Raw genomic sequence first — 23,856 nt, 5'->3', positions numbered from 1 at the left:
ACTCTGCCCGCGGCATGGATAGATTCGGTACACACTATGCCAACGCTCAAAGCGTTACATCTCGCGAAACAGTATAAAAAAAGAAAAGTTGTCCAGGATGTCACCGTCAGTGTTTCCAGTGGACAGGTTGTCGGCCTCCTCGGCCCCAACGGTGCCGGCAAAACAACCTGCTTTTATATGATTGCCGGGCTGGTGCAGGCCGACGCTGGCAGGGTGATGATCGACGATGAGGATATAACCCGGCTATCCATGCACGGACGCGCACGCAAAGGTATCGGTTATCTCCCCCAGGAAGCCTCTGTATTTCGCCGCTTGACGGTAAAAGACAATATCTTAGCAATCCTTGAAACCCGCAAGGACCTCTCAAGAGACGAGCGGCAACAACAGGCCCAGGCACTACTTGAGGAATTTAATATAACCCATATCGCGCAAAGCCTGGGTATGGCCCTCTCTGGTGGAGAACGACGCCGAGTTGAGATTGCCCGCGCTCTGGCCACCAACCCCGGCTTCGTCCTGTTGGACGAGCCCTTTGCTGGGGTAGACCCCATATCGGTGAACGATATCAAGGAGATTATCCGCCACCTGCGTGATCGCGATATTGGCGTACTAATCACAGACCATAATGTTCGCGAAACGCTGGATATCTGTGAGACCGCTTACATTGTCAGTGAAGGCCATATCATCGCTGCAGGCACGCCGGATGAGGTTCTCGCCAACCAACAGGTGCGCGAAGTTTATTTGGGACACGAATTCACTATTTGAGGCTAACCACCAATTTCTGTCCTTAAATTCTTCACTTAAGACGGGAATAATCATAATTCTGGAAACATAGCACCAGCTATCACGCCAGGACCGGCACGCTTATTGCTTGTAATAGATTGAAGAGAGGGGTAGTCTGCGCCATCTTAGGACAATTTGATCGACACCCTGTCTTATCGGCCTGCGGCGCTCCACTATGAAGCAGTCTCTCCAGCTCAAACTCGGCACACAGCTGACCATGACCCCCCAGTTGCAGCAAGCAATTCGCCTACTGCAACTCTCCACACTCGATCTGCAGCAGGAGGTCCAGGCAGCACTGGACAACAACCCAATGCTGGAAGCGGATAGCGAAGAGCAATCCGTAAAGGTGGATGAAAATCAACCACAGTCTGAACAAACACCGGAAAACACAACACAGCCGGTAGAAGAGCGCGAACTGGCCGAGGGGGACTGGGACCAGGCAATTCCTGATGAGCTGCCCGTCGACTCGCGCTGGGATGATATCTACACCAATAACAGCGGCAGCCACGAGTTAGATTCCTCCAGCTATGAGCGTAACTCCACCTCCATCGACCTTCAGGATCATCTACGCTGGCAGCTGAACTTGACCCCCTTATCTGAGGAGGATAAGTGGATCGGTGAAAACTTAATTGATGGCATAGCACCCAGCGGCCTCCTTGGTACTTCTGTGCAGGAAGTCGCCACCTCTTTATCGATCGATGAAGATGAGGTGCTCGCGGTTCTAAAGGCTATTCAGCAGTTTGATCCCGCTGGCTGCGGGGCTCGGGATCTCAAAGAATGCCTGCAATTACAACTGCAGCAGTTGCCGCCAAATACCCCTTGGCTAAGCCAAGCGCAAAACATTATTGAGAAACACTTGGACTTACTTGGCAAAAGGGATTTTCGCCAGTTGAGTCGACGCACACGTCTCACTGAAGCCCAGCTAGGCGAGGCCATTCGCCTAATCCAGACCTTAAATCCCAGTCCGGGAGAGAGCTATGGCGGGCAAGAGCCGGACTATGTAATTCCGGATATTGTCGTTTCCCGCAAAACCCTTCGCTGGCACGTAGAATTGAATGCAGAGATCACCCCAAAGATCCGTATCAATGACCACTACGCCTCCCTGGTCAAGCGTGCCGACAACTCCAGAGATAACAATTTTTTGCGGGATCACCTGCAAGAAGCACGCTGGTTTATGAAAAGCCTGCAGAGTCGCCACGAGACTTTACTGAAAGTAGCCAACTGTATTGTCGAAAAGCAGCAAGGTTTTTTTGAGGAAGGCCCGGAAGCCATGAGACCTATGGTGCTGGCAGATGTTGCCGAATCTATTGGCATGCATGAATCGACCATATCCAGGGTGACCACCCAGAAGTACATGCTCACGCCTCGCGGCGTGTTTGAGCTCAAGTATTTCTTTTCGAGCCACGTCAGCACAGACTCCGGTGAGGATGCTTCTTCAACCGCTATCCGCGCCCTGATCCGCAAGCTGATTGACGCAGAGACCCCGCGCAAGCCGCTCTCAGATAACAAAATTACCCTAGAACTCGATAAACAGGGTATTAAAGTAGCCCGCCGCACTGTGGCGAAATACCGCGAGTCAATGGGAATTCCCTCCTCCAGCGAGCGAAAACGCTTGGTCTGATGGGGCCGCTTGGGTTTCGACTCATGAGTTAGGCCAAGTCATAACCTGGCACCAATTACTACACCTTCGCAACCGAACTCCAAACTTTGAGTGTATCCTTCCATTCTGGGCCACTTCCTAGTAGGGTTGCGACCCGAAAGGAGGCTCGCCGTAATGTGATGCACCTGGTAAGGAGAAATCCATGCAGATCAATATTAGTGGTCACCACGTCGACGTTACCTCGCCAATGCGCAGCTACTGTGAGAACAAGCTGGAAAAGCTCTCAAGGCATTATGACAATATAACCAACGCGCAAGTCATCCTATCCATAGACAAGCTGATCCAGAAAGCCGAAGCCCGAGTACATATCAATGGTCACGATCTTTGCGCGGGTTCGGAAGACAAGGACATGTATGCGGCCATTGATTCGCTTACAGACAAACTGGACCGCCAACTGAAGAAACACAAAGAGAAGTTGCAGAACCACCGCTGAACTATGACACTGGAAGCTTTACTCTCTCCCCGCCTCAGCCTTTGCCATCTGGCGGGGAGCAGCAAAAAAAAATTGCTGCTAAATATCGCCCAGGCTGTAGCCGAACAATATCCACAGCATGACTCTGACACCATATTCAACCAACTGATTGCACGCGAGCGTCTAGGCTCCACAGGAATAGGCGAAGGTGTGGCTATCCCCCACTGCCGTCTTCCTGGATGTGAGCACCCCATTGGCGTGCTCTGCACTACAGAACCCGCCATAGATTTCGACGCTATCGACCGACAGCCTGTCGATCTGCTCTTTGTCTTGCTGGTCCCTGAAGATTCGGAACAACAACATCTAGATACACTGGCAGAAATCGCTGCGCTCTTCTCTAACACCCAGGTCCGGGACAAATTGAGGCAGGCTGACACTAGCGACGCACTCTACGCCCTAGCTATAGATTCAGCCGCAGCGGCCTGATTCTTGCCTTGCGCCCATACCTGGTAATCCGATTCCGGAGTCACGACTTATAAATTACCGCCAGGAATATAAATACCATTTAATTAACTATTAAATGATATAAAGAGCTAAAAAGAGGGGGTCCCCATGCGCTTGATTATCATCAGCGGCCGCTCCGGCTCTGGTAAAAGCTCCGCACTTCAACTACTCGAAGATGCGGGCTTTAACTGCATCGACAATCTGCCGATTAGCCTGCTACCCGAACTCATCAAGCGGGCTGAGCAACAAACGACTAAAGGGGATACCCCCCTTGCCCTGGGAATAGACGCTCGCAACCTCTGGCAGGATATCAAACAGGCCCCCCGTGTTATTGAAGCCCTGCGCAGTACCGGCGTAGAGTGTGATGTAATCTACCTGGACGCCCGCGAACCTGTACTGGTACAGCGCTTCAGCGAGACCCGCCGCAAACACCCCCTAAGTAATGATTGCACCCACCTGCTCGAAGCCTTGAAACAAGAAAGAGAGCTGCTAACACCCGTCTCAGCCATGGCGGATATGGTGATAGATACCAGTAGCCTCGGTTTGCACGAGTTACGGGAGCTGATTAGAAGCCGCGTAGTGGGCGGACATTCGGAAGGGATGGCAATACTTTTCCAGTCTTTCGGCTTTAAATATGGGGTGCCAGTGGATGCCGACCTGATGTTCGACTTGCGCTGCTTACCAAATCCCTACTGGGAACCCAATCTTAGGAAAAAAACCGGATTGGACCATGAAGTAGCCGAATTTTTACGCTCCCACCCCAAAACTAACAAGATGGAAGCAGATATCACCGGTTTCCTAGAGAACTGGCTGCCCTCTTTCCAGGAGAGCAATCGCAGCTACACCTGCATCTCCATTGGCTGCACCGGAGGGAGACACCGCTCAGTTTATATGGTTGAACAACTGGCACGCACTTTTCTCCACAAATTTGGCAATATTCAAGTCCGTCACCGCGAACAACAGAGATAGTCCATACAAACCCGCTACCTATGCAAAAACAGCGCCTCACCATCATTAACAAGCTCGGGCTGCACGCTCGCGCAGCCAGTAAGTTTGCCCAAACCTCTGCCCGCTTTTCCTCCAACATCAAAGTGCACTGTGGCGATAGATCAGTGGATGGCAAGAGCGTTATGGCGCTTATGTTACTTGCCGCCGGGCAGGGTACAGAGTTGGAGCTGGAGGTTGAGGGCCGTGATGAGAGTGACGCACTCGGAGCTATCAGCACTCTCGTCTCAGAGCGCTTTGGAGAAGCCGAGTAATTTGCAAAGGCGAGCGGCTCTGGATAGAGTCCGCCATGGCGTAATAACGCCGCGACTTTCTTATGGTCTCTACTCCCTAAACACCGCTGAGCAGTAAGGATTTATCGTGTCCAGCCCACCCCAAGCCGAAATCAAGTTCCGCGCGCAAAACCAGCTCAGCGAGTTGTTCGCCGCCCTCGATAGTGGCACCGGGCAGGAAGTCCGGCGCATGCTCAAAACCCTGACCCCGCAGAGTATTGCGCAGCTATTGGAAAGCTCCCCCCCGCGTATTCGCCAGGTTCTGTGGAACCTGATTGATCGCGATGTCGAAGGTGAAGTACTGCAAGAGCTCACCGATGAAGTGCGCAGCCAAATCCTCGATACCATGGATACCGAGGAGATGGTGGAGATTATGGAGGGGCTGGATGCGGACGATATCGCCGATATCCTTCAGCAGCTCCCCGAACGTGTTGTCTCTGAAGTCCTCTCAGCAATGAGCGAAACCGACCGCCTGAGGGTGGAAAGCGTACTCGCTTACGATGAGAATACCGCTGGCGGCTTAATGGACACCGATACTATCTCGGTGCGCCCCAACTTAAGCTTGGATGTGGTACTGCGCTACCTGCGCCGCCATGAGCAACTGCCGGAATCCACCGATAGCTTATTTGTAGTCAACCGACGTGGCCAATATATCGGGCTGCTACCGCTTTCAAAGCTTCTCACCACAGACCCCTCTGTCACGGTACGCGAGGTCGTCAATACTGATGTGGAGCCAATTCCCGCCGATATGCGCGATACAGAGGTGGCCCGGCTGTTTGAAAAGTATGACTGGATCACCGCACCAGTAGTGGATGAACACAACCGCCTGCTGGGTCGAATTACAATCGACGATATCGTCGATGTTATTCGCGAAGACGCCGACCACTCCCTGATGAGTATGGCGGGCCTCGATGAAGAAGAGGACACCTTTGCTCCGGTAAGGCGCACTGCGCGCAGGCGCGCCCTCTGGCTCGGTATTAATCTGCTCACAGCCCTTCTGGCCTCATGGGTAATCAGTCTGTTCCAGAATACGCTGGAAAAGGTCGTTGCCCTGGCGGTATTGATGCCGATTGTCGCAAGTATGGGGGGGGTGGCCGGCAGCCAGACACTCACCGTGGTGATCAGGGGTATGGCTCTGGGCCAGATTGGCAAAAGTAACCTCAGTTGGCTACTCTCGCGGGAACTCGGCTCTGCATGCCTTAATGCCCTGCTTTGGTCTCTGGTGATGGGGCTAATCGCTGCACTCTGGTTTGACGACATTACCATTGCGGTCATTATTGTTGCGGCCATGGTAATCAATTTGATTGTGGCAGCGATGGCAGGAGCAATCTTACCGGTTGTATTGCGGGCAATAAAAATCGATCCGGCATTAGCCGGTAGTGTCGCACTGACAACCGTCACCGATGTGGTGGGGTTCATGTCCTTCCTTGGCCTCGCCACCTGGTATTTTGGCTGAAAGGCAATACACTCCCCGCTCAAACAGAGCCGGTACGATCCGGAACTTTTATACGGAACTGAAGATGTACGAATACGATGATGAAGACCTGCCCAAGAGCAAGACGCAGGTAAAACAGGAGATGCACGAGCTGCAGGCCCTGGGGAAGCAATTAACCGAACTATCTAAAGCCCAGCTCGCCGAGGTGCCCATTGATGAGGATATGCGCGAGGCAATAGACACCTTGGGGCGAATCAAGTCCAACGAGGCTCGCCGTCGCCAAATGCAGTATATTGGCAAGCTGATGCGCAGTGCAGATCACGAAGCGATAGAAGCCGTGCTGAATAAGTTTAAAGAGCGAGACCAGCAGCACCTGCGCTTCGATAAAATGGCTGAAGACTGGCGCAGACGCCTACTCGAAGAAGGTAATAGTGCCCAGGGTACCTTTTTTGACCAGTACCCCCAGATAGACCACCAGCATTTACGGCAGTTGGTACGCGACTCCCTGCGCGAGATCAAAAACAGCAAACCACCCAGCAATCAGCGCAAGCTGTTCCGCTACCTGCGTGATTTCTTTATTCAGGCATCACAGTAGTTCTCATTCACCCACCGCATGTCACACGGGCGGCCCTGCTCCGCCCATAAACTCCATTGACTTATACCAAAGCCAAATTGCATCAATTAAAACTACAAAAGAGTCTCGCTCAAACCAAAAATCAGACAAAGATAGTATGAGATCTAGCGATTATTGTTTGACATCCCCGGCCGGCTCAAAATCTAAGGCCAGCGAGTTCAAGCAATACCGCAGGTTTGTCGGTGGTGGACCATCCTTAAACACATGCCCCAGGTGCTCTCCGCATTTGGACAATACCTCTGTGCGCCTGAGCCCCCAGCTGAAATCATCCTTTAATACGATATTCTGCGGATAGGCCACATCCCAAAAGCTGGGCCAACCAGTACCCGATTTAAACTTGTGCTTTGAACTAAAAACCGGCAGACGGCAGCCTGCGGTGACATAAACACCTTCTTTTTCGTTGTATAACAATTTGCCACTAAAAGCCCGCTCCGTATCTCCCTGCCAGAGAACCTTGTAACGGTCCTCGGGGAGTAGCTGCTTCCATACCGACTTGGGGATCTGCTCTAGCCCTCTGCCTTCGGCTATACGTGATTTGGCTTCCGCCACTGTCATATTCTGGATTCTTTGGTCATCAGCCTCAGAGCAGGCCGATAGAATCAGGGCAAACACCAACAGGGGCCATAAGGCCGGGGACCTCACCATCTTGCAAACTCCTGTCCTCACTCAGTTATACCTACCTAATAGGATAGAGAACTAGATGCACATGCAGTTGAGCTCTTTCTGGAAGTGTATCCTCCCAATAAGCAGGCTAAGAGCCCGCTTCATCCGCCAAAGGAAGCGTTGGTGCACGACTGATTCCCTGATCCGGTTTTGCCTGTTTCCCAGCAGCCTCAGAGGCGGCCCCCTGACGCTCTGCACCATCTCCATCAAAGAGTCTCTCAAAACGCATTTGAGGGTCAGCCCAGTCACCGCTGATGCGATAACTCACACTGGCCATCTTCTTCACCTGCTTTTTAAACGCTTTACTGATGAGATAAACGCCTGCCGCAGCCGGCAATCCCCCAGCAAGAGCGGCAACCAGGGCTAGGTTGTTACTTACTGGCAAAGTCGCCACCAGGGTCAAATCCAAATCTTCCCGCAAAAGATTGACCCTTCCCGCCATCTGCAGCTCACTGGTTGGCCCCTCAACCTGAATAGGCACTGCAATCAACAACTGCCCATCCCCTTCGAACACGACCTCTCCACGCACTCGGTCGAAAGCCATACCACTCTTATAAAGGTCGGAGAAATCCAAGCGCAAGCGGCGCGCCCAGGTATCGAAATTAAACAGCGATAACAACCGCAAGACCGTTGAGCCAGCAGTACCGGTGGAACGAAGGAAGCGGCCATCACGAATATCTATTTTCAAATCTCCGGAGAGCAAACTACCCTTGGCCATGGCCGGAGACCCATCCCAGCGCAAGGCTGTATCAAAGGTCGCAGACTTACTTTCAATAAGCGGTTCATGCCCCATCTCACGCTGAATATCAGCGAGATCATCTGCTGCCAGGCGCCCAATAAATTGAGAGGAATTATTGCCCTCCGCATCGCGCATCCACATCAATTGCGCTCCCAAGGCTTTTTCACCACCACCACGTCCCTGCAGATGGAACCCGCGGACACTACCGCGAATATCGCTTAGAACCAGGCGGTCTTCGGATGGCCGAACGTCAAAAGACCAGCGCCCGAGCTCCTCACCCCCCACTCGCAGACTTTCCGTGCTGAAATCCAGGGCTGGCAGCGTCTGAAAATTAAAATCTGCCCAGGGGTCCAACAACTCTTCCGCAAAGGGCTGCTCAGCCAATGTAGCGCCGGAAATAGTCTGCCTTTCTTCAGGAGCAGGAAGGCGTAAATGCGCCAACTTTAAACGCAGAGGTTTTTGCCCACCGAGCGTTCCCGAAAGTCTTCCCGCCGCCATTTCACTATCAAAATCTAACTGCCACTTTGAACCCACTCCTCCGCCTGTGACATGAATATGCTCAATAGCCACTGTTCCCAATTGCAGGCTATCTGTGCTTAGGTCAAGACTAATCGGTAGTGGACTGGAAACATTGTCAGTTGTCTGTCCACTTTGGGGAAGTGCAGTCAGGCCATCCAGGTTGCTTGCTTGCACCTTATGAATCAGTGATGGTGCTTGTTCGGGCTGAGCGGATGACTCTTCAACAACCGATGAGTCATCTCGGTAAACGCCCAACAGCTTTTCCCAGCGGGGTAAATCAACATTGGAAATGTCGCCAAGGATACTCACCCCTCTTTCTTCAGGTAATTTCGCCTCGGCATTGAGCGCAATAGCCGCTCGCTCAAGAGCTCCGTCCACCAGCCAAAACTGCCCTTGCAGGTGCTCACCGTAATTCAGGTGAAATAAGCTGCCCTGATCACCAATGGGGGCACGCAATACAAAATTCGTTTTACTTTCAGAGGGCTTAGCCAGGGGCTCCGGAAGGTTTACCGCCACACCAGCAAGATTTGAGGTCAGCTCGAAAACTGCAGCGTAGGGGGCCTCTTTAGATTTTGCTGGGATGGTAATAAGTGCCTGGTAACCCATGGTACCTTCAAGCCATCTCAGCTCGGGACGCTGGCTCCAGCTGTAGATCGACTCAGTACTGGCTCTGCCATCCACGACCACCTGCGTATCGCGCGCATCGGCATCACCTATATGACGTATGCTCGCATTTATTAGCCGCCCCCAGAGCTGACCTTTCAGCTCAGTACCTTCGAGTCCTGTATCGCTGTCAAAAATGACATCACCAGCCAGAGCCTCAGCATGCAAGCGCAGATTTTGCAGCTGTAAATCACCACGACTCAACTGCAATTCAACTCTTTGAGCTGGTGATACTGAAGCACCACCCAGGGGCTGAGTGAGGTTCAGCTGCCCGCGAATATCTCCCGACAACAACCACTCATCAAAAGCATTGCCGAGCTGTTTGCGCAAAGGGGATTCGCGCAACAAGCGCAAACCATCAGCAGCCGGCCCTTGAAGCTGGGCGGTCACATCCAGACGTGAGCCTTTATCTTTTTGTGGGGTTACTTCCACTAAAACTTTATTCGCATCCACTCCCCAAACACGGGCCTTGTCTGCACTGACAGAAACATTGCCATCATCCAGCCTGAGTAGGCCATCAACAGACTGAACCTTAGGCCATTCGTCGGCATACTTAAGATTGGCGCCAGAAAAGTCTGCAGCCAACTGTACTGTTTGACGCTTATTGTGAGCCCCCAGCGCACGTAGTGACTCATCCTTGCCATTTTTGCGATAACTGCTGCCACGGTAAATAAATGCGGCAGTCTCAACCCGACCAGGATTTCCGTTGCCCAGCCCCTCATTCAACCAACTGCGCAAGTCTTCACTGACATTTGTCGGCACCAGCTTCTCTTGAACGCCAACATCCGCATCACGCAGAGAAAGCGACAGGAGTAAATCCGTTGGACGACTCTGAGGATGGAAAGGCAGGGACAACAAAAACTGCCCGCGAACTTCGCCCAGATTTCCATCTAATAGCAAAGGGCCAGAGAAGACATTGATTTCATTCGAATCCTTACTAAGGCTCCAGGCCAAAGTACCGCTGGCTTGCTCAAAAGAGAATGCCTCGGAGTAAAGATTTGGAAACCCTGCTTGCAAGTTCGAGCCATCCAATTCCACCCGGCCATCGTTACCGGCAAACTCCATGTAGCCACTCAAGCCGGCCACTGATGGCGCACCGCGGAATGCCTGCGTGCTGATATTGTGCAAATTGGCACTCAGGCTCACCGCACCTTGCGCTTCTTTGCGCAGCTGCACGCGTCGCAACTGGCCAGAAGGCTTCAGGGACGTCAACCACTCGCCTGCAGCACCCTGCAAAACATCCAGCCGAGTGAGAATATCGCTCCATCCCGCTAAATCGATCACATCTGCGGACAGTGCTACTCCCTGAAGGTCGTTACTAACCTGCAGGTTTAGCGGTGGCATCTGCAAGCCCTGCCAATCGATTTGGGTATCCTGTAAAGCCAAACGCCAATGTTCACCGGGCAGCCAGCGACCAGAAATATCTCCAGAAAGCGCCCGTAAAGGTGCCATTATGTGATCTCTGTTTTGTACCAGATCACTACTTTCATGCTGACTTTTGCCCTGACTGCTTTTCTTCGGCGCCTCTTCTGGCTGATCCAAGTTTGATACCTGAGCAAGGTCTACTCGTCCGACCAACCGATAACCACTGCTCGCATCGCTATGCAGCCACAGGCGTCCATCCGCCCACTTACGTCCACTCCAATGAAATCGGTCGGGTAGAGGGGTCAACTGATGGAGTAGTGACACAATATCCTGGTCCAACAACAGCTCATTGAGCTGCATATAACCTCGCAGTGAAAATTGTTTTTTATTGCGCGGGTTACCACGCCCCTCCAGCACCAGGCGGAGAGTCTCAGTGTTGCTAGCCTGCTCTTCGCCTTCGCGGGAGATAAAAGCGCGGGCCGTAAGACGATGAAAATCACCTCGGTTTTCCAGAGAAATTTGTGGCAAGTTGAGCTCGGCAACCTGCTCATCAGGCAGCCTGACAGTGATTGCCGCATCGCTAATCCAGACCTTGGGGCTCAACTGGAAAAGTCGTGCCGGGTCCGCTGCCTTGGGATTGGACACAACCCTGCCGTCAGGCTTTAGGGAGATATCGGGGAAGCCGTCCAGACGCCACTCGCCCTGCTCATCTCGGCTGAGTCCAGCAGTAAAGGCGTGCATTTGCAGGTCTTTCCACACCAGCTCACGATTCCATAGGCTGGCGAGCAAATCCAGTTGGAACAGGCCGTGCCCCATACGCAACTCGCCCTTCTGCCCAAGGCGCAGGCCGTCGAGCTGTAATGAGACTTGCAGTGCTTCCCAGCGCAGGGAGATACGGTCCATCTGTACCGGAACCCCCAGCTGACCGCTGAGCCAGCGGCTGATCTGCGGGCGATATTCCTCAACTTGAGGCGATAGCAGGCGCCCGGTTTGAACAAGGATTGCCAGGGCAATCACCAAGCTTACCGATAACAGCCAAAACTTTCGCGCAAGCCAGCGCAATAAGATCATCATCACTCCCACTCTTCCACGGTGCTGTCGCAGGCATCGCAACGACCAGCATCGAAAAACTGCGAGGAGGCTAATAATGATTTACACAAGAACAATGTCGTACTGCTCCTGATTGTAAATGGGCTCTACTTGGAACTGTATGGGCCTGCGAATAAATTCCTCCAGATCGGCGACATTCGCCGACTCTTCATCCAGCAGCAGATCGATTACCACCTGACTGGCCAAAACCATGATTTTTTCACTATCGTAGGCGCGCGCCTCACGGATAATTTCCCGGAAGATCTCAAAGCAAACTGTTTCCGCACTCTTTAAGGTGCCGCGCCCCTCACACACAGGGCAGGGCTCGCACAGGATTTGCCCTAGAGATTCCCGCGTACGTTTGCGGGTCATCTCTACCAAACCGAGTTCGGAAACCCCGGTAATACTCGACTTAGCGTGATCCCGCTCGAGAGCCTTCTCCAGGGTGCGCAATACCTGACGTTGGTGCTCAGGATCTTTCATATCGATAAAATCGATAATGATGATTCCCCCGAGGTTGCGCAGGCGCAACTGGCGGGCGATTGCCGTTGCCGCCTCCAAATTCGTCTTGAAGATAGTCTCTTCCAGGTTGCGATGACCTACAAATGCGCCGGTATTGACGTCAATTGTACTCATCGCCTCGGTTTGCTCGACAATCAGATACCCCCCGGACTTTAGCGTCACCTTATGCTGTAGGGCGCGGCGGATTTCCTCCTCAACCCCATACAGGTCAAACAGGGGACGCTCACCGGGATAGTGCTCGAGTCGCCCAGCTATTTCTGGTGCATACTTGCCTGCAAATTCTGCCGCGCGACCATGCGCCTCGCGGGAGTCTATACGAATCTTCTCGGTATAAGGGCGCGCAAGATCACGTAGGGCACGCATAAATAGCGGCAAATCCTCGTAAATTACGGAGGGCACTACCCGCTCCTTGATGCGCTGCTCCAACTCCCCCCAAAGTTTGTAAAGAAAGGGGATATCCCGTAGCAACTCCTCCTCGCTAACACCCTCAGCCACGGTGCGCAAAATAAAGCCTCCATCTGCGGAAAGGCCATCTTCGGCGAGACGTGACGAGGCGGCCTCCACCAGCTTACGCAAGCGCTCGCGCTCTCCCTCATCCTCGATACGATTGGAGATCCCGATATGACGGGTTTGCGGCATATAGACGAGATAGCGGGCAGATACTGACAAGTGGGTGGTCAGTCTCGCGCCTTTACTGCTAATAGGATCTTTTACTACCTGAACGACCAGGGGCTGCCCCTCCCGCACAAGAGCGCGAATATCTGCAACTTCAGCATCCCTGGACTCCATCCCATCATCATCCAGGGGGGCGATATCAGAGGCATGGATAAACCCGGCGCGCTCCAGGCCAATATCCACAAAAGCCGCCTGCATCCCCGGCAATACCCGAATCACCTTGCCCTTATAGATATTGCCAACAATGCCCCGACGTGCACTGCGCTCCAGGTAGACCTCCTGTAGCACACCATTTTCTACCAGTGCCACTCGGGTCTCTGTTGGGGCAACATTGATCAGCAATTCTTCACTCAAGACTCGGCCTCCTGCCAGTAAGAAATCCCGGCCTGTTCCAGCATCGGAACTAATGCCTCCAAGGGCAGGCCAACCACATTGCTATAACTGCCGCTGATAGACTCCACTAACGCGGCTCCCATTCCCTGAATACCGTATCCTCCAGCTTTATCGGCGGGCTCACCGGTGTGCCAGTAGCCTTGAATACTCTGGACTGATAATTGGCGAAAGCGCACCCGGGTTTCCACCAGACAGCTGAATTGCCTGTGCTGACTGCGAAGACAAATCGCAGTCAGCACAGAATGCTCTCTGCCCGATAGGGCCGACATCATGGACTCAAAGTCAGTAAAATCCCGCGGTTTCTCCAGGAGACGCTCACCAAGAAGTACGACTGTATCGGCCCCCAGGGCCCAGAGCCCGGCCTGTTCTGGTGTCGCCAATAACCCGGCCACAGATTTTTCCTGCGCCAAGCGCTGAATATATTCTTGGGGAGTCTCTGAAGCTTCTTTCTGCTCAGGCACCGAGGGCGGGCATTGGGAAAACACAACGCCTATTTGCTCCAGCAATTCGGCTCGACGTGGCGACCCCGAAGCAAGAAGAAGACGATTCGAAGAGGTGAAATTTGTCACTGTACTACATATTCCCTGTGGGCCAGCGGCTGATTATAGCGATACTGATCGAAAAATGATCAGAATTTTACATTGATTTACAGACTGACGAGACGCTCAACGAACCTGCAGCCGACTGCAGAGGCGATGCAATAGCGGAGCAACCCAAGGCCATAGCAGGGCCGTGGTAAGTGCCGGCCATAAGAAAGTCAGGCCGGGAACGGTTTTTCCCTCCAAACCATGTACCCAGTTACCCACAACCTGGTGGATACCCACCAAAACGAACACCCATAGAAGCTGCTGAGCTGGATTAAAGGCCCTGGTACGCTGGTAGGTTAACAGGCTGAAATAGGCCAAAACTGCCAGAGCCAATGCATGGGTACCGAGACTGGCTCCGCTGATCAGATCTTCCAGGATACCCACCAGCCAGGCAAACCCAACGCCCAAGGCCTGAGGCATACGAGTAACCCAGAAAATAACCAATAGGGCCGGAAACGCGGGTCGGAACCACAGCCACTGCTGTGGCAAGGGCATAACCACAAGCAACATCGAGAGAAAGAGCGTGAGCGTGATAAACCAGCGATTATTCGCTTGCAAGGCCCTGCCCCCCACTCCCGATTACCGCCAGAACAAAGCGGCTGCGACTCATACGCCCGCGCGGGAGCACTTCCGCCTCGGCAAATGGTTGACCCGGGTCTCGGGAGATCGACATAACCTCGCCCACCGGGTAGCCTGCGGGAAAACGTCCACCGAGACCGGAACTGAGTAGCAGATCACCCTCGCGGATATCGCTGGTATTCGCAAGATGCCTGAGCTTAAGGCGATAGAGGTCACCGGTGCCCTCAACGACGGCACGCATACTGTTGCGTAACACTTGGACAGGAATTGCGTGGCTGGAATCAGTGATCAGGAGAATCCGGCTGAACGCATCCCCAGCCTCGATCACCTGCCCGAGCAAACCACTCGCATCCATCACCGGTGTGCCCACATCAATACCATCATCGCGCCCTTTATCGATCAACAGCACATGCTCAAGGGGGTCCGGTGAGACACCGATGACCTGGGCCACCAGCACCCGGTCATCAACCATTTCTGCCGAATTCATCAGCTCCTTCAAGCGCGTATTTTCCGCCTTGACCGCAGCCAATAATTGGCTGCGCTGCTCCAACAGCAATACTTGACGCTTGAGACGGTCATTTTCTTCAAGCAGCTCCTCGCGAGAGCGAAACTGCTCTCCAGCCCAATCGCCAACACGCTCTGGAGCACCAGTGATCCAGTAAAGAGGCGCTGTAACACCAGAAAGACGCTCGCGAGTAGACTGGAACCAATTGGTGTAGTGATCTGCAACGATCAAGGCGATTGCTAGCGGCACCAATAATAGAAGGCGGAACTCAGGGGAGGGGCCGCGGGTAAAAAGCGGTTTCAAGGGCAGCCACCTTTGTACAGGTCAATGATTATTGATCTCACAATATATCGGATGTCACTGAAACGTGAAACTAACTGCCGGCAGGGCTACCTCACTAATTGTTAGGAAAACCCGCCAGCTTCAATCCACTCAGTTGGACATGAGGTACAAACGGCTGCGATCTAACATATCCAGGGCCTTGCCGCCACCGCGGGCAACACAGGTAAGGGGGTCATCAGCAACGATTACTGGCAGACCTGACTCTTCCATCAGCAGGCGATCCAGGTCCCGCAGCAAGGCTCCACCGCCGGTTAATACCATGCCGCGCTCAGCGATATCCGAAGCCAGCTCGGGGGGAGATTGCTCAAGGGCACTTTTCACCGCTTGTACGATACCAGTTAGCGGCTCTTGTAAGGCCTCAAGAATTTCATCGGAATTCAGGGTAAAACTACGGGGCACCCCTTCCGCCAAGTTGCGGCCGCGTACATCGATCTCACGAACTTCACTGCCCGCGTAGGCACAGCCTATTTCTTCTTTAATACGCTCAGCAGTGGCATCACCGATTACGCTGCCGTAGTTGCGGCGTACATAGTTGACGATGGCTTCATCAAAGCGGTCGCCACCGATACGCACAGAGTCGGAGTAGACCACGCCATTGAGGGAGATAATGGCAATTTCAGTCGTACCACCACCGATATCCACCACCATAGAGCCGCTGGCCTCCTCCACGTTCAGGCCAGCACCAATCGCCGCCGCCATCGGCTCTTCAATCAGAGATACTTCGCGGGCGCCGGCACCCAGAGCAGATTCACGAATCGCACGACGCTCCACCTCGGTGGACTGACAGGGTACGCATACCAGCACACGGGGACTTGGGCGCATCCAGCTGTTTTCATGCACTTTCTTGATAAAGTGCTGCAACATTTTTTCAGTCACTTGGAAATCGGCAATCACCCCGTCCTTCAGTGGGCGAATCGCTGTGATATTACCGGGGGTGCGGCCGAGCATACGTTTGGCTTCCACTCCAACTGCCTCAACGATTTTCTGGCCATTGTAGTGACGGATTGCGACGACAGAGGGCTCGTCGAGTACTACGCCGCGATCGCGAACGTAAATCAGCGTATTGGCGGTTCCCAGGTCAATGGAGAGGTCACTGGAGAACATGCCCCGCAAACGTTTAAACATGGAATTCGATTACCTTGTACTAATTGTCAGCCCCCAGATCGGGCACTGCGGGCGCGGCTTATTTTATGGATACAAATCCTAGTTAGTCCGCGCAAATAATTCTGAGTTCCGAGCCGCATTTCGAATCGGAATTTACGCAATACGCCGGAGTCTCTGAGCGCCCGGCAGGATTGGGCAAACTCTAACAACGGCACCGGTTCAGGGCAAGGCTGAAGCCCGGCTAATCGATTGCAGATTTCCCCCTACAGCTGAGCCGGTGAGAATAGCGGCCTATTGTGCTAAATTTGCCGGCCCTGCCCCGTCCTTATACGGAGCAACCCAGATTCGCAACTGAAGCCGGAGGAGCTCTATTGCCATGGCTGTGGATACGCAAACCGTAGAGAAGCTGGCGGAACTCGCTCGCATCGCCATATCCGAAGAAACCATTGAGGAAGTCAGCGGCCGCCTCGGCGATATTCTTCAACTGGTGGACCAGTTACAGGCCGTCAACACCGATGGGGTCGCACCCATGGCGCACCCACTTGATGAAGTGCAGACCCTGCGAGCCGACAAGGTAACAGAGACTGACCAGCACCAGAGTTTCCAGAACTTGGCCCCGCAATCTGAAGAAGGGCTTTATCTAGTCCCCAAAGTCATCGACTGAACAGGCCCCCAGGCAAGCACCCAATTATTCGATTTCGCCCTGAGCCCGCCCAAAGCCTTTAAGGGAATAACATGCACCAGCTTACTATCGCCGAGATGATCCGCGGCCTGCAGAGCAAGGCATTCTCCAGTATGGAGTTAACTCGCCATCTACTTGCACGAATCCAACAACTAGACGACAGCTATAACAGCTTTATTACCGTAACCGAAGAACTCGCCCTATCGCAGGCCGAAGCCGCCGATCAACGTATTGCCAAAGGCGAAGCACCCACCCTGTGCGGAGTGCCAGTTGCCCATAAAGACATCATCTGCACCAATGGCGTACGCACCAGTTGTGCTTCAAAGATGTTGGACAATTTTATTCCGCCTTACGATGCCACCATAGTGGAAAACCTCAACGGCGCCGGCACCGTAACTCTGGGCAAAACCAATATGGATGAGTTCGCCATGGGCTCCTCCAACGAAAGCAGCTATTACGGCCCAGTAAAAAACCCCTGGAATACCCGTTGTGTACCGGGCGGCTCATCCGGAGGTTCCGCTGCAGCAGTAGCGGCGCTGCTAGTACCTGGAGCCACGGCCACAGATACCGGCGGCTCCATTCGACAACCCGCCGCGTTGACCAATACCACCGGCCTTAAACCTACATACGGCCGTGTATCCCGCTGGGGTATTGTCGCCTATGCTTCCAGCTTGGATCAGGCAGGCCCTATTGCGCGCAATGCTGAGGATGCCGCTTATCTGTTGTCTGCTATGGTCAGCCACGACCCAAAAGATTCCACCAGCCTGAACCGTCCGCATGAAGACTTCACCGCGGGACTGAGCGACTCTATCGCCGGCCTCAAAATCGGAGTCCCTAAAGAATACTTTGGGGAAGGCTTGAATGCTGAAACAGCCGCCCGCGTACAAGATGCCCTTAAGGAGTTTGAAAAACTCGGGGCCGAGCTGGTGGATATCAGTCTGCCACATACTGAGTTGGCTATTCCGGCTTACTACGTCATAGCCCCAGCCGAGGCCTCCGCCAACCTATCCCGCTTCGACGGGGTGCGCTATGGCCATCGCTGTGAAAACCCCAAAGATTTACGAGATTTATATATGCGCTCCCGCGGTGAGGGCTTTGGCGAAGAAGTCCAGCGCCGCATTCTGGTTGGCTCCTACGCGCTATCCGCTGGCTATTACGATGCTTATTACAACAAGGCCCAGCAGGTGCGCCGACTGATCAAGCAGGATTTTGTACAGGCCTTTGAAAAAGTCGATGTCATTATGGGGCCTACCACACCCTCCCCTGCGTTTGAGCTGGGAGCCAAGGGGGCTGATCCGGTAGCCATGTACCTGGAAGATATCTATACCATCGCCACCAATTTGGCGGGCCTACCAGGCATGTCTATCCCCTGTGGATTGGTAAACAATTTGCCTGTAGGACTTCAGATTACCGGTAACTATCTGGACGAATCCCGCATGCTCAATGTTGCGCATCAATACCAACAGGTTACCGACTGGCACCAAGCCAGCGCCGTATAAGGAGATCTATCGTGGAATGGGAAATCGTTATCGGGCTGGAAATTCACGTGCAGTTATCCACCCAATCCAAACTTTTTTCTGGCGCTAGTACCCGTTTCGGTGCGGCACCGAATAGCCAGGCCTGCGCCGTAGACTTGGCCATGCCCGGTACCCTGCCTGTCCCTAATGAAGAAGCCTTTCGTTACGCGGTTATGTTTGGCCTGGCGATGAATGCGGATATTGGTAAACGCTCTGTTTTTGAGCGTAAAAACTATTTTTACCCAGATCTCCCCAAAGGCTACCAGACAACCCAGTTGGAGCAACCTATCGTTGGGGCTGGCGAAGTTGAAATTCATCTAGAGGATGGCAGTAGTAAAAAAGTACGCTTGCACCACGCCCACCTAGAAGAAGATGCGGGCAAATCCTTGCATGAAGACTTCCACGGCATGTCTGGAATCGATTTAAACCGCGCGGGCACACCTCTGATAGAAATTGTCTCAGAGCCCGATATGCGCAGCGCCGCCGAAGCGGTTGCCTACCTGAAAAAAATCCACAGTATCGTCACCTATCTGGGCATCTCCGATGGAGATATGTCTCAAGGCTCTCTCCGCTGTGATGCCAACGTCTCTGTGCGATTAAAGGGAGAGGAAAAGCTGGGCACTCGCACCGAGCTTAAAAACATCAACTCCTTCCGCTTTGTTGAGCGAGCTATCAAAGTTGAAGCCGAGCGTCAGATCGATATCCTCGAAGATGGTGGCAGCATAGTGCAGGAAACCCGACTGTACGACGCGGATAAAAATGAAACCCGCTCCATGCGCAGTAAAGAAGTTGCCAATGACTATCGCTATTTCCCCTGCCCAGACCTCCTACCCGTAGTGCTCACCGATAACTATGTCGAGCAACTGCGTGAACTACTTCCTGAGCTGCCCGATGCCAAAGCCGAGCGCTTCCAGTCAGAGTACGGCTTATCTGCCTACGACGCTGACCAACTCACTCAGGAGCGCGCCAGCGCCGACTACTTTGAAACAGTATGCAAATCCTGCGGGGAACCCAAACTCACCGCTAACTGGATTACCGGTGAGTTAGCCGCACTGCTGAACCGTCAGGAAATCTCTATACAGGATTCCCCGGTTAGCGCCCAGCAGCTCGCCGGGTTAATCATGCGTATCAAAGACAACACCATCTCCAGCAAGATTGCCAAACAGGTTTTTGAAGCTATGGCACAGGGAGAGGGTGGTGCGGATGAAGTTATCGAAAAGCGTGGTCTCAAGCAGGTATCTGATACCGGCGCCATTGAAGAGATGGTAGAGACAGTTATTGCTGCCAGCAGCGCACAAGTAGATAACTACTGTAAAGCCGACGAATCCAAGCGGCCCAAGATGATGGGCTATTTTGTCGGCCAAATCATGAAAGCCTCGAAGGGTCAGGCGAATCCACAGATGATCAACAAGATCCTCAAGGATAAGCTCGACGCTCTACTTTAAACCTTTTTAACCTGCGGCCAGGTTCAATCTACCTGGCTTCTTTCACAGAACTAAGGAAAAGATTTTGAGCCTAAAAAAAGACAAACAAAAAGTCCTCGGTGAAGTATTTGACGAGGAGCGAATTGCCGGTTTCCTAGTGGGGGAAGCACCAAAAAATACCAACCGGGATTTCCATTTGCTTGAGCGCGCCTACCGCAGTATGAAAGCGGAGAGTTTTGCCACTTTTGTACAACTATTTCTCGCCGAAGGTCACGACCTCAACAGTATGGATCCGGGTGGAAAAACCTTATTAACCCGTATTAGTGAACACCGCCAGAGCAGCGAGTACATAGAAATACTAAAAGCCGCCGGTGCTAAACACTGATTGGCCGCCGCGCACCTGCGAGAGGTAACTTTATGACTTCAAATCCAGTCCATGGTATTGACGCGCTAATGCGCGGCGCCCGCCTATTAACCAAGCGTGAACTACGCCCCTTTATCCTGGTCCCCCTGCTGATCAACCTAGTGTTATTTATCGTGATCAGCGGTATCATGATTACCCAACTCGGTGGTCTCAGTGAGTTTATCAGCAGCCTGCTGTCACACACCCCAGTGGACACTACCAATATGTCCTGGTGGGAAGCCGTGATGGCCAAAGGTGCCGCCTGGACCGCCAGCGTTTTTCGTTGGCTCGCCTGGATCATTGCAATTCTGGTGTTGTTTTTATTTTTCCTCGCCTATGGCTATTTGTTTGGGATAATCACCAATATTATTGCGGCCCCTTTTAATGGCCTCCTGGCCGAGAAAGTTGAAGAACTTCTCACCGGTAAAGCACCTCCTGCTGAACCAATGATACAGATGGTATGGCGCACACTGGGACGGGAACTGCGCAAGTTAGGTTATTTTATTTTCTGGGGACTGATCATTTTTCTGATATCCACAGTAACCAGCTGGACCATAATTATCCCTGCCGTATTAGCTGCAGTTTGGGGTGCCTGGTGTATGGCAATACAGTATGTTGACTACCCTCTCGATAACCACCAGCGTCCTTTTGACGAACTAAAGAGCGTACTACGCAGGCGCAAACTAACCAGCCTCGCCTTTGGTGGAAGCGTAATGCTGGCCAAAATGGTGCCCATTTTGAATATCTTCGTAATGCCTGCGGCAGTGGCAGGGGGTACCGCACTTTGGGTAGAGCGACTGCGCAGGGAGGGAGATCCTGGCACAAACTCTCACCAATACCCAGCCTAGATAGGAACAAGGTAATTGTCTGCCTCTTGATCTCTAGATAAATATTTCTTTGACTCCAGTGAGTGGCAGAATAAGTCTGCTTCTCACTAAAAATGCATCACACTGGCAAGGCAGTTACTCACCCACCTAATTATTAGTACAAGCGTTAATGAATATCCTAATGATTACCAATGAATTCCCACCCTCCATCGGTGGGGTTCAGACTCATGTGCTCGAACTCTCTAGAGCGCTTGCCAAGCTTAATCACTCAGTACACGTACTGACCAGAAAGCCTTATGAGAACACTCCCGAAACTGACTGTTTTGACGATGTAACTGTTGAGCGCCTGAAGTTGCCAGACAGTCACCTACTCTACGACTGGCTATTACGCAGAAAAATTCGCCAACAAGTACGTGAACGTAAAGTTGACATTGTGCATGTGCACGGCATGCGCCCTTTAAATGCCTGCAAGGGGCTAGATGTTCCCGTTATTTTCACCAATCACACCTCCTCATTTGTCAAAAGAGCACAAAAAGGGAAGAAAGCGCTCAAGAAGATGCGCAAACAATTGGATATTACTTCTAGCATACTTGCTGTCAGTGAAACCCTTATTGCCAACACTAAAGAAACGGGTTACCAAAAACCGATAAGCTTTACCTGTAATGGTGTAGATACTTCTGTATTTCATCCGGGAGAATCCTCCCTCAGAGAACAATTATCGATTCCAGCTAGTGCTTATGTTATCGCTATCGGCTGTCGACTCGAACGGGTAAAAGGTGTGCGTTTTTTGGCTGCGGCAGTTGCAGCGATTGATGACCCTCAACTGTATCTGGTTGTTGCTGGTGAGGGTAAAGAGTCAGCAGAAATTAAAGAGTTACTAAAAGATAAAATAAGCTCAGGACACGCACACTTTCTCGGTAATGTCAGCAACAAGGAGATGTCAAACATTTACCGCGCCGCAAACGCCTCTTCGCTACCTTCTTTTATGGAGGGAATGAGTATCGCCGGCCTGGAGGCAATGGCCTCGGGACTCCCCCTGATAGCCTCAAATGTTGGCGGCACGCCTTATATTGTCAACGATGGCATTACAGGCATTTTGACAAGGCCTGGCTCTGTGGAGGATCTACAAGGAGCCATTATGCAACTAATGAATGACCGAAATTTGAGTAATCGCATGGGGAATGCCGCACTTGCCGTGGTACAAGAGAAATTCAGCTGGGAGAAAGTTGCCAACCAAGTACTCACTCACTACGAACAGTTGACTCGCAAATAGAAAACCAGCTGGTACAAGAAAGCACTTTTAGTAGAAATCAGCTGCGAAGAGACCACAACCGCGGCACATCAACTGGCTTATCCTTAATTACGGGGGACAAGCATCTCATAATTCCTTCAAGCTCACGTAATAACAATGGATTTTCGAGGTACTCTCCCATCAGGCTTTGCAGAGATTCTCTTAACAGAGCATCGCGCAACTGTTGGGGATGCCTCACACCGGCAGATAGAATCTGCGGTAACCAAGAGGATAAATCCTGCAGGGTTAAATAGTCATTTCCCTCTTCGGGATATCCAGAAAAATCATCACTAAATGCCAAACCCGAAGAATGTTTGAGGAAATGACTGTTAAGCGATTTATTACAGCACTCAAATCGTCTAAAGAAGCGCTCTGCCTCAACTTTTGCAGGGAAAGGCTCCGAAACTTCCAACCTCATCATCGGCTTGATTTTTTTAATCTCCGACTTAGAAACGCCAAGCTCTATCAGCTTATTAGTTAACAGAAATTCCTTTCGACCGACTCCCTCATTCACACGAACAGATGGGATGCAAAAATTCACTCCAAGCAATGAGCAAAAATCACTAACCACATCGCCTTCACGCAAGAACTCAGCAGAGAAATCCCGCACATTCAGGGCAGTTTCCCCAAAAACTGCAGCCCATATTTTTAACTTTGAAAAATAGTCAAAATACATCATTAAGTCAGTATTGAGATGTGGAAAAGCACCTTCGCAATGCCCAAATAACAAGCTGGAGGGACTGACATCAGGTGCTGCCGCCCGTGCAGCCTGCCTTTTAAATGAGAATGCTTGTAAATCCTGCCGTCGCAAATAAACAACGACTTGGCAGCGATCGAAAAATCTTCGACACTCCTTGTAGAGACTATCAATATCTTCAAAGGTATGCAGAAAACACAGGTGCTCCGCAGACACAACGACATTATCACCGCGACTCGATGCCAGTAAGTCACTAAGCCGCCGGTTCAGACGATAGGACATTCGACCATTTTTTTTCTGGAAATCGACAGTACGAGAGGAACTCCCCTTTTTCCCCAAGGAAAGAAACTCAATACCTTTTGAACTTAATAATTTGGTGGATTGTTTTAGAGCAAGCTGCAGTGCACTAGAGCCAGTTTTATGAAAACCGATATGTAGGAAGAGAGTTCGCATTCGAATACTTTTTGATTTTACATAGGTAAAAAAACATCCGAATGCAAGGCTGCGTCAAACACCTGAACAAATGGAGCAGCCCACGGAGTGAAAATCCCAACAACAGGAAAAATCT

General features: G+C 52.2%; 22 protein-coding genes. 14 read left to right on the top strand and 8 right to left on the bottom strand.

Features of this window, described 5'->3' with window-relative positions:
* The first annotated feature begins 36 nt into the window (after positions 1 to 36).
* The 8 genes from lptB to yjgA all read left to right on the top strand — a co-directional run bounded on the left by lptB (position 37) and on the right by yjgA (position 6,663).
* Positions 37 to 762, top strand: a complete 726-nt coding sequence (gene lptB / locus ACJJIT_RS04040) for an LPS export ABC transporter ATP-binding protein (RefSeq protein WP_252083000.1) — start codon at positions 37 to 39, stop codon at positions 760 to 762.
* Between the two features lie 193 nt (positions 763 to 955).
* Positions 956 to 2,401: an RNA polymerase factor sigma-54 gene (locus tag ACJJIT_RS04035; RefSeq protein WP_444900050.1), complete on the top strand. Its 1,446-nt coding sequence runs from the start codon at positions 956 to 958 to the stop codon at positions 2,399 to 2,401.
* A 181-nt stretch (positions 2,402 to 2,582) separates the two neighbouring features.
* A complete protein-coding gene (hpf, locus tag ACJJIT_RS04030) occupies positions 2,583 to 2,873 on the top strand; it encodes a ribosome hibernation-promoting factor, HPF/YfiA family (protein WP_252083002.1) in 291 nt (96 codons plus the stop codon).
* Positions 2,874 to 2,876: 3 nt separating this feature from the next.
* Positions 2,877 to 3,338 (top strand): PTS IIA-like nitrogen regulatory protein PtsN, encoded by a 462-nt coding sequence (gene ptsN / locus ACJJIT_RS04025; RefSeq protein WP_444884027.1) that lies wholly within the window; start codon positions 2,877 to 2,879, stop codon positions 3,336 to 3,338.
* 126 nt (positions 3,339 to 3,464) lie between these two features.
* On the top strand, positions 3,465 to 4,325 hold the full coding sequence (gene rapZ, locus ACJJIT_RS04020) for an RNase adapter RapZ (protein ID WP_444886971.1): 861 nt from the start codon (positions 3,465 to 3,467) through the stop codon (positions 4,323 to 4,325).
* Positions 4,326 to 4,345: 20 nt separating this feature from the next.
* Positions 4,346 to 4,615: an HPr family phosphocarrier protein gene (locus ACJJIT_RS04015; RefSeq protein ID WP_252083005.1), complete on the top strand. Its 270-nt coding sequence runs from the start codon at positions 4,346 to 4,348 to the stop codon at positions 4,613 to 4,615.
* 106 nt (positions 4,616 to 4,721) lie between these two features.
* On the top strand, positions 4,722 to 6,089 hold the full coding sequence (mgtE, locus tag ACJJIT_RS04010; protein ID WP_435583621.1) for a magnesium transporter: 1,368 nt from the start codon (positions 4,722 to 4,724) through the stop codon (positions 6,087 to 6,089).
* A gap of 64 nt (positions 6,090 to 6,153) precedes the next feature.
* On the top strand, positions 6,154 to 6,663 hold the full coding sequence (yjgA, locus tag ACJJIT_RS04005) for a ribosome biogenesis factor YjgA (protein WP_252083006.1): 510 nt from the start codon (positions 6,154 to 6,156) through the stop codon (positions 6,661 to 6,663).
* Between the two features lie 150 nt (positions 6,664 to 6,813).
* Here the strand turns inward: yjgA and msrB are convergent, their stop codons facing one another.
* From msrB to ACJJIT_RS03970, 7 genes are all read right to left on the bottom strand, one after another.
* Positions 6,814 to 7,347: a peptide-methionine (R)-S-oxide reductase MsrB gene (gene msrB / locus ACJJIT_RS04000; protein ID WP_444886972.1), complete on the bottom strand. Its 534-nt coding sequence runs from the start codon at positions 7,345 to 7,347 to the stop codon at positions 6,814 to 6,816.
* Positions 7,348 to 7,453: 106 nt separating this feature from the next.
* Entirely contained in the window at positions 7,454 to 11,725 is a 4,272-nt protein-coding gene (locus ACJJIT_RS03995; protein WP_444900049.1) for a YhdP family protein, read from the bottom strand.
* A gap of 78 nt (positions 11,726 to 11,803) precedes the next feature.
* Positions 11,804 to 13,291, bottom strand: a complete 1,488-nt coding sequence (gene rng, locus ACJJIT_RS03990) for a ribonuclease G (RefSeq protein WP_444886974.1) — start codon at positions 13,289 to 13,291, stop codon at positions 11,804 to 11,806.
* A complete protein-coding gene (locus ACJJIT_RS03985; protein WP_444900048.1) occupies positions 13,288 to 13,899 on the bottom strand; it encodes a Maf family protein in 612 nt (203 codons plus the stop codon). The genes rng and ACJJIT_RS03985 overlap by 4 nt, the downstream gene beginning before the upstream one ends.
* Positions 13,900 to 13,995: 96 nt before the next feature.
* Entirely contained in the window at positions 13,996 to 14,475 is a 480-nt protein-coding gene (mreD, locus tag ACJJIT_RS03980; RefSeq protein WP_252083011.1) for a rod shape-determining protein MreD, read from the bottom strand.
* On the bottom strand, positions 14,462 to 15,304 hold the full coding sequence (mreC, locus tag ACJJIT_RS03975) for a rod shape-determining protein MreC (protein WP_444900047.1): 843 nt from the start codon (positions 15,302 to 15,304) through the stop codon (positions 14,462 to 14,464). Before mreC ends, mreD begins: the two co-directional genes overlap by 14 nt.
* Before the next feature lie 129 nt (positions 15,305 to 15,433).
* Complete coding sequence (locus tag ACJJIT_RS03970; RefSeq protein ID WP_020412569.1) at positions 15,434 to 16,468, bottom strand: rod shape-determining protein; 1,035 nt, start codon at positions 16,466 to 16,468, stop codon at positions 15,434 to 15,436.
* Between the two features lie 355 nt (positions 16,469 to 16,823).
* Between ACJJIT_RS03970 and gatC the strand changes: the two genes are divergently transcribed.
* The 6 genes from gatC (at position 16,824) to ACJJIT_RS03940 (ending at position 22,573) form a co-directional block, all read left to right on the top strand.
* Positions 16,824 to 17,111 carry an Asp-tRNA(Asn)/Glu-tRNA(Gln) amidotransferase subunit GatC gene (gene gatC / locus ACJJIT_RS03965; protein WP_444886975.1) on the top strand — a complete coding sequence of 96 codons (288 nt, stop codon included), beginning with the start codon at positions 16,824 to 16,826 and terminating at the stop codon, positions 17,109 to 17,111.
* 71 nt (positions 17,112 to 17,182) lie between these two features.
* On the top strand, positions 17,183 to 18,628 hold the full coding sequence (gene gatA, locus ACJJIT_RS03960; protein ID WP_444886976.1) for an Asp-tRNA(Asn)/Glu-tRNA(Gln) amidotransferase subunit GatA: 1,446 nt from the start codon (positions 17,183 to 17,185) through the stop codon (positions 18,626 to 18,628).
* Between the two features lie 11 nt (positions 18,629 to 18,639).
* Positions 18,640 to 20,091 (top strand): Asp-tRNA(Asn)/Glu-tRNA(Gln) amidotransferase subunit GatB, encoded by a 1,452-nt coding sequence (gene gatB / locus ACJJIT_RS03955; protein WP_444886977.1) that lies wholly within the window; start codon positions 18,640 to 18,642, stop codon positions 20,089 to 20,091.
* A gap of 64 nt (positions 20,092 to 20,155) precedes the next feature.
* Positions 20,156 to 20,455, top strand: coding sequence for a PA4642 family protein (locus tag ACJJIT_RS03950; RefSeq protein WP_444886978.1), 300 nt, complete (start codon positions 20,156 to 20,158; stop codon positions 20,453 to 20,455).
* Positions 20,456 to 20,487: 32 nt separating this feature from the next.
* Positions 20,488 to 21,321, top strand: a complete 834-nt coding sequence (gene cysZ, locus ACJJIT_RS03945; RefSeq protein ID WP_444900046.1) for a sulfate transporter CysZ — start codon at positions 20,488 to 20,490, stop codon at positions 21,319 to 21,321.
* 160 nt (positions 21,322 to 21,481) lie between these two features.
* The gene (locus ACJJIT_RS03940; protein ID WP_444886979.1) at positions 21,482 to 22,573 is read left to right on the top strand and encodes a glycosyltransferase family 4 protein; all 1,092 of its coding nucleotides are present in this window, start codon (positions 21,482 to 21,484) and stop codon (positions 22,571 to 22,573) included.
* A 37-nt stretch (positions 22,574 to 22,610) separates the two neighbouring features.
* On the opposite strand, the gene ACJJIT_RS03935 is transcribed toward ACJJIT_RS03940, so the two are convergent.
* Entirely contained in the window at positions 22,611 to 23,741 is a 1,131-nt protein-coding gene (locus ACJJIT_RS03935) for a hypothetical protein (protein ID WP_444886980.1), read from the bottom strand.
* Positions 23,742 to 23,856: the final 115 nt, after the last annotated feature.

This window comes from Microbulbifer mixtoriginis (SeqCode), assembly GCF_052467515.1.
This window is presented reverse-complemented; position numbering and strand designations above follow the sequence as displayed.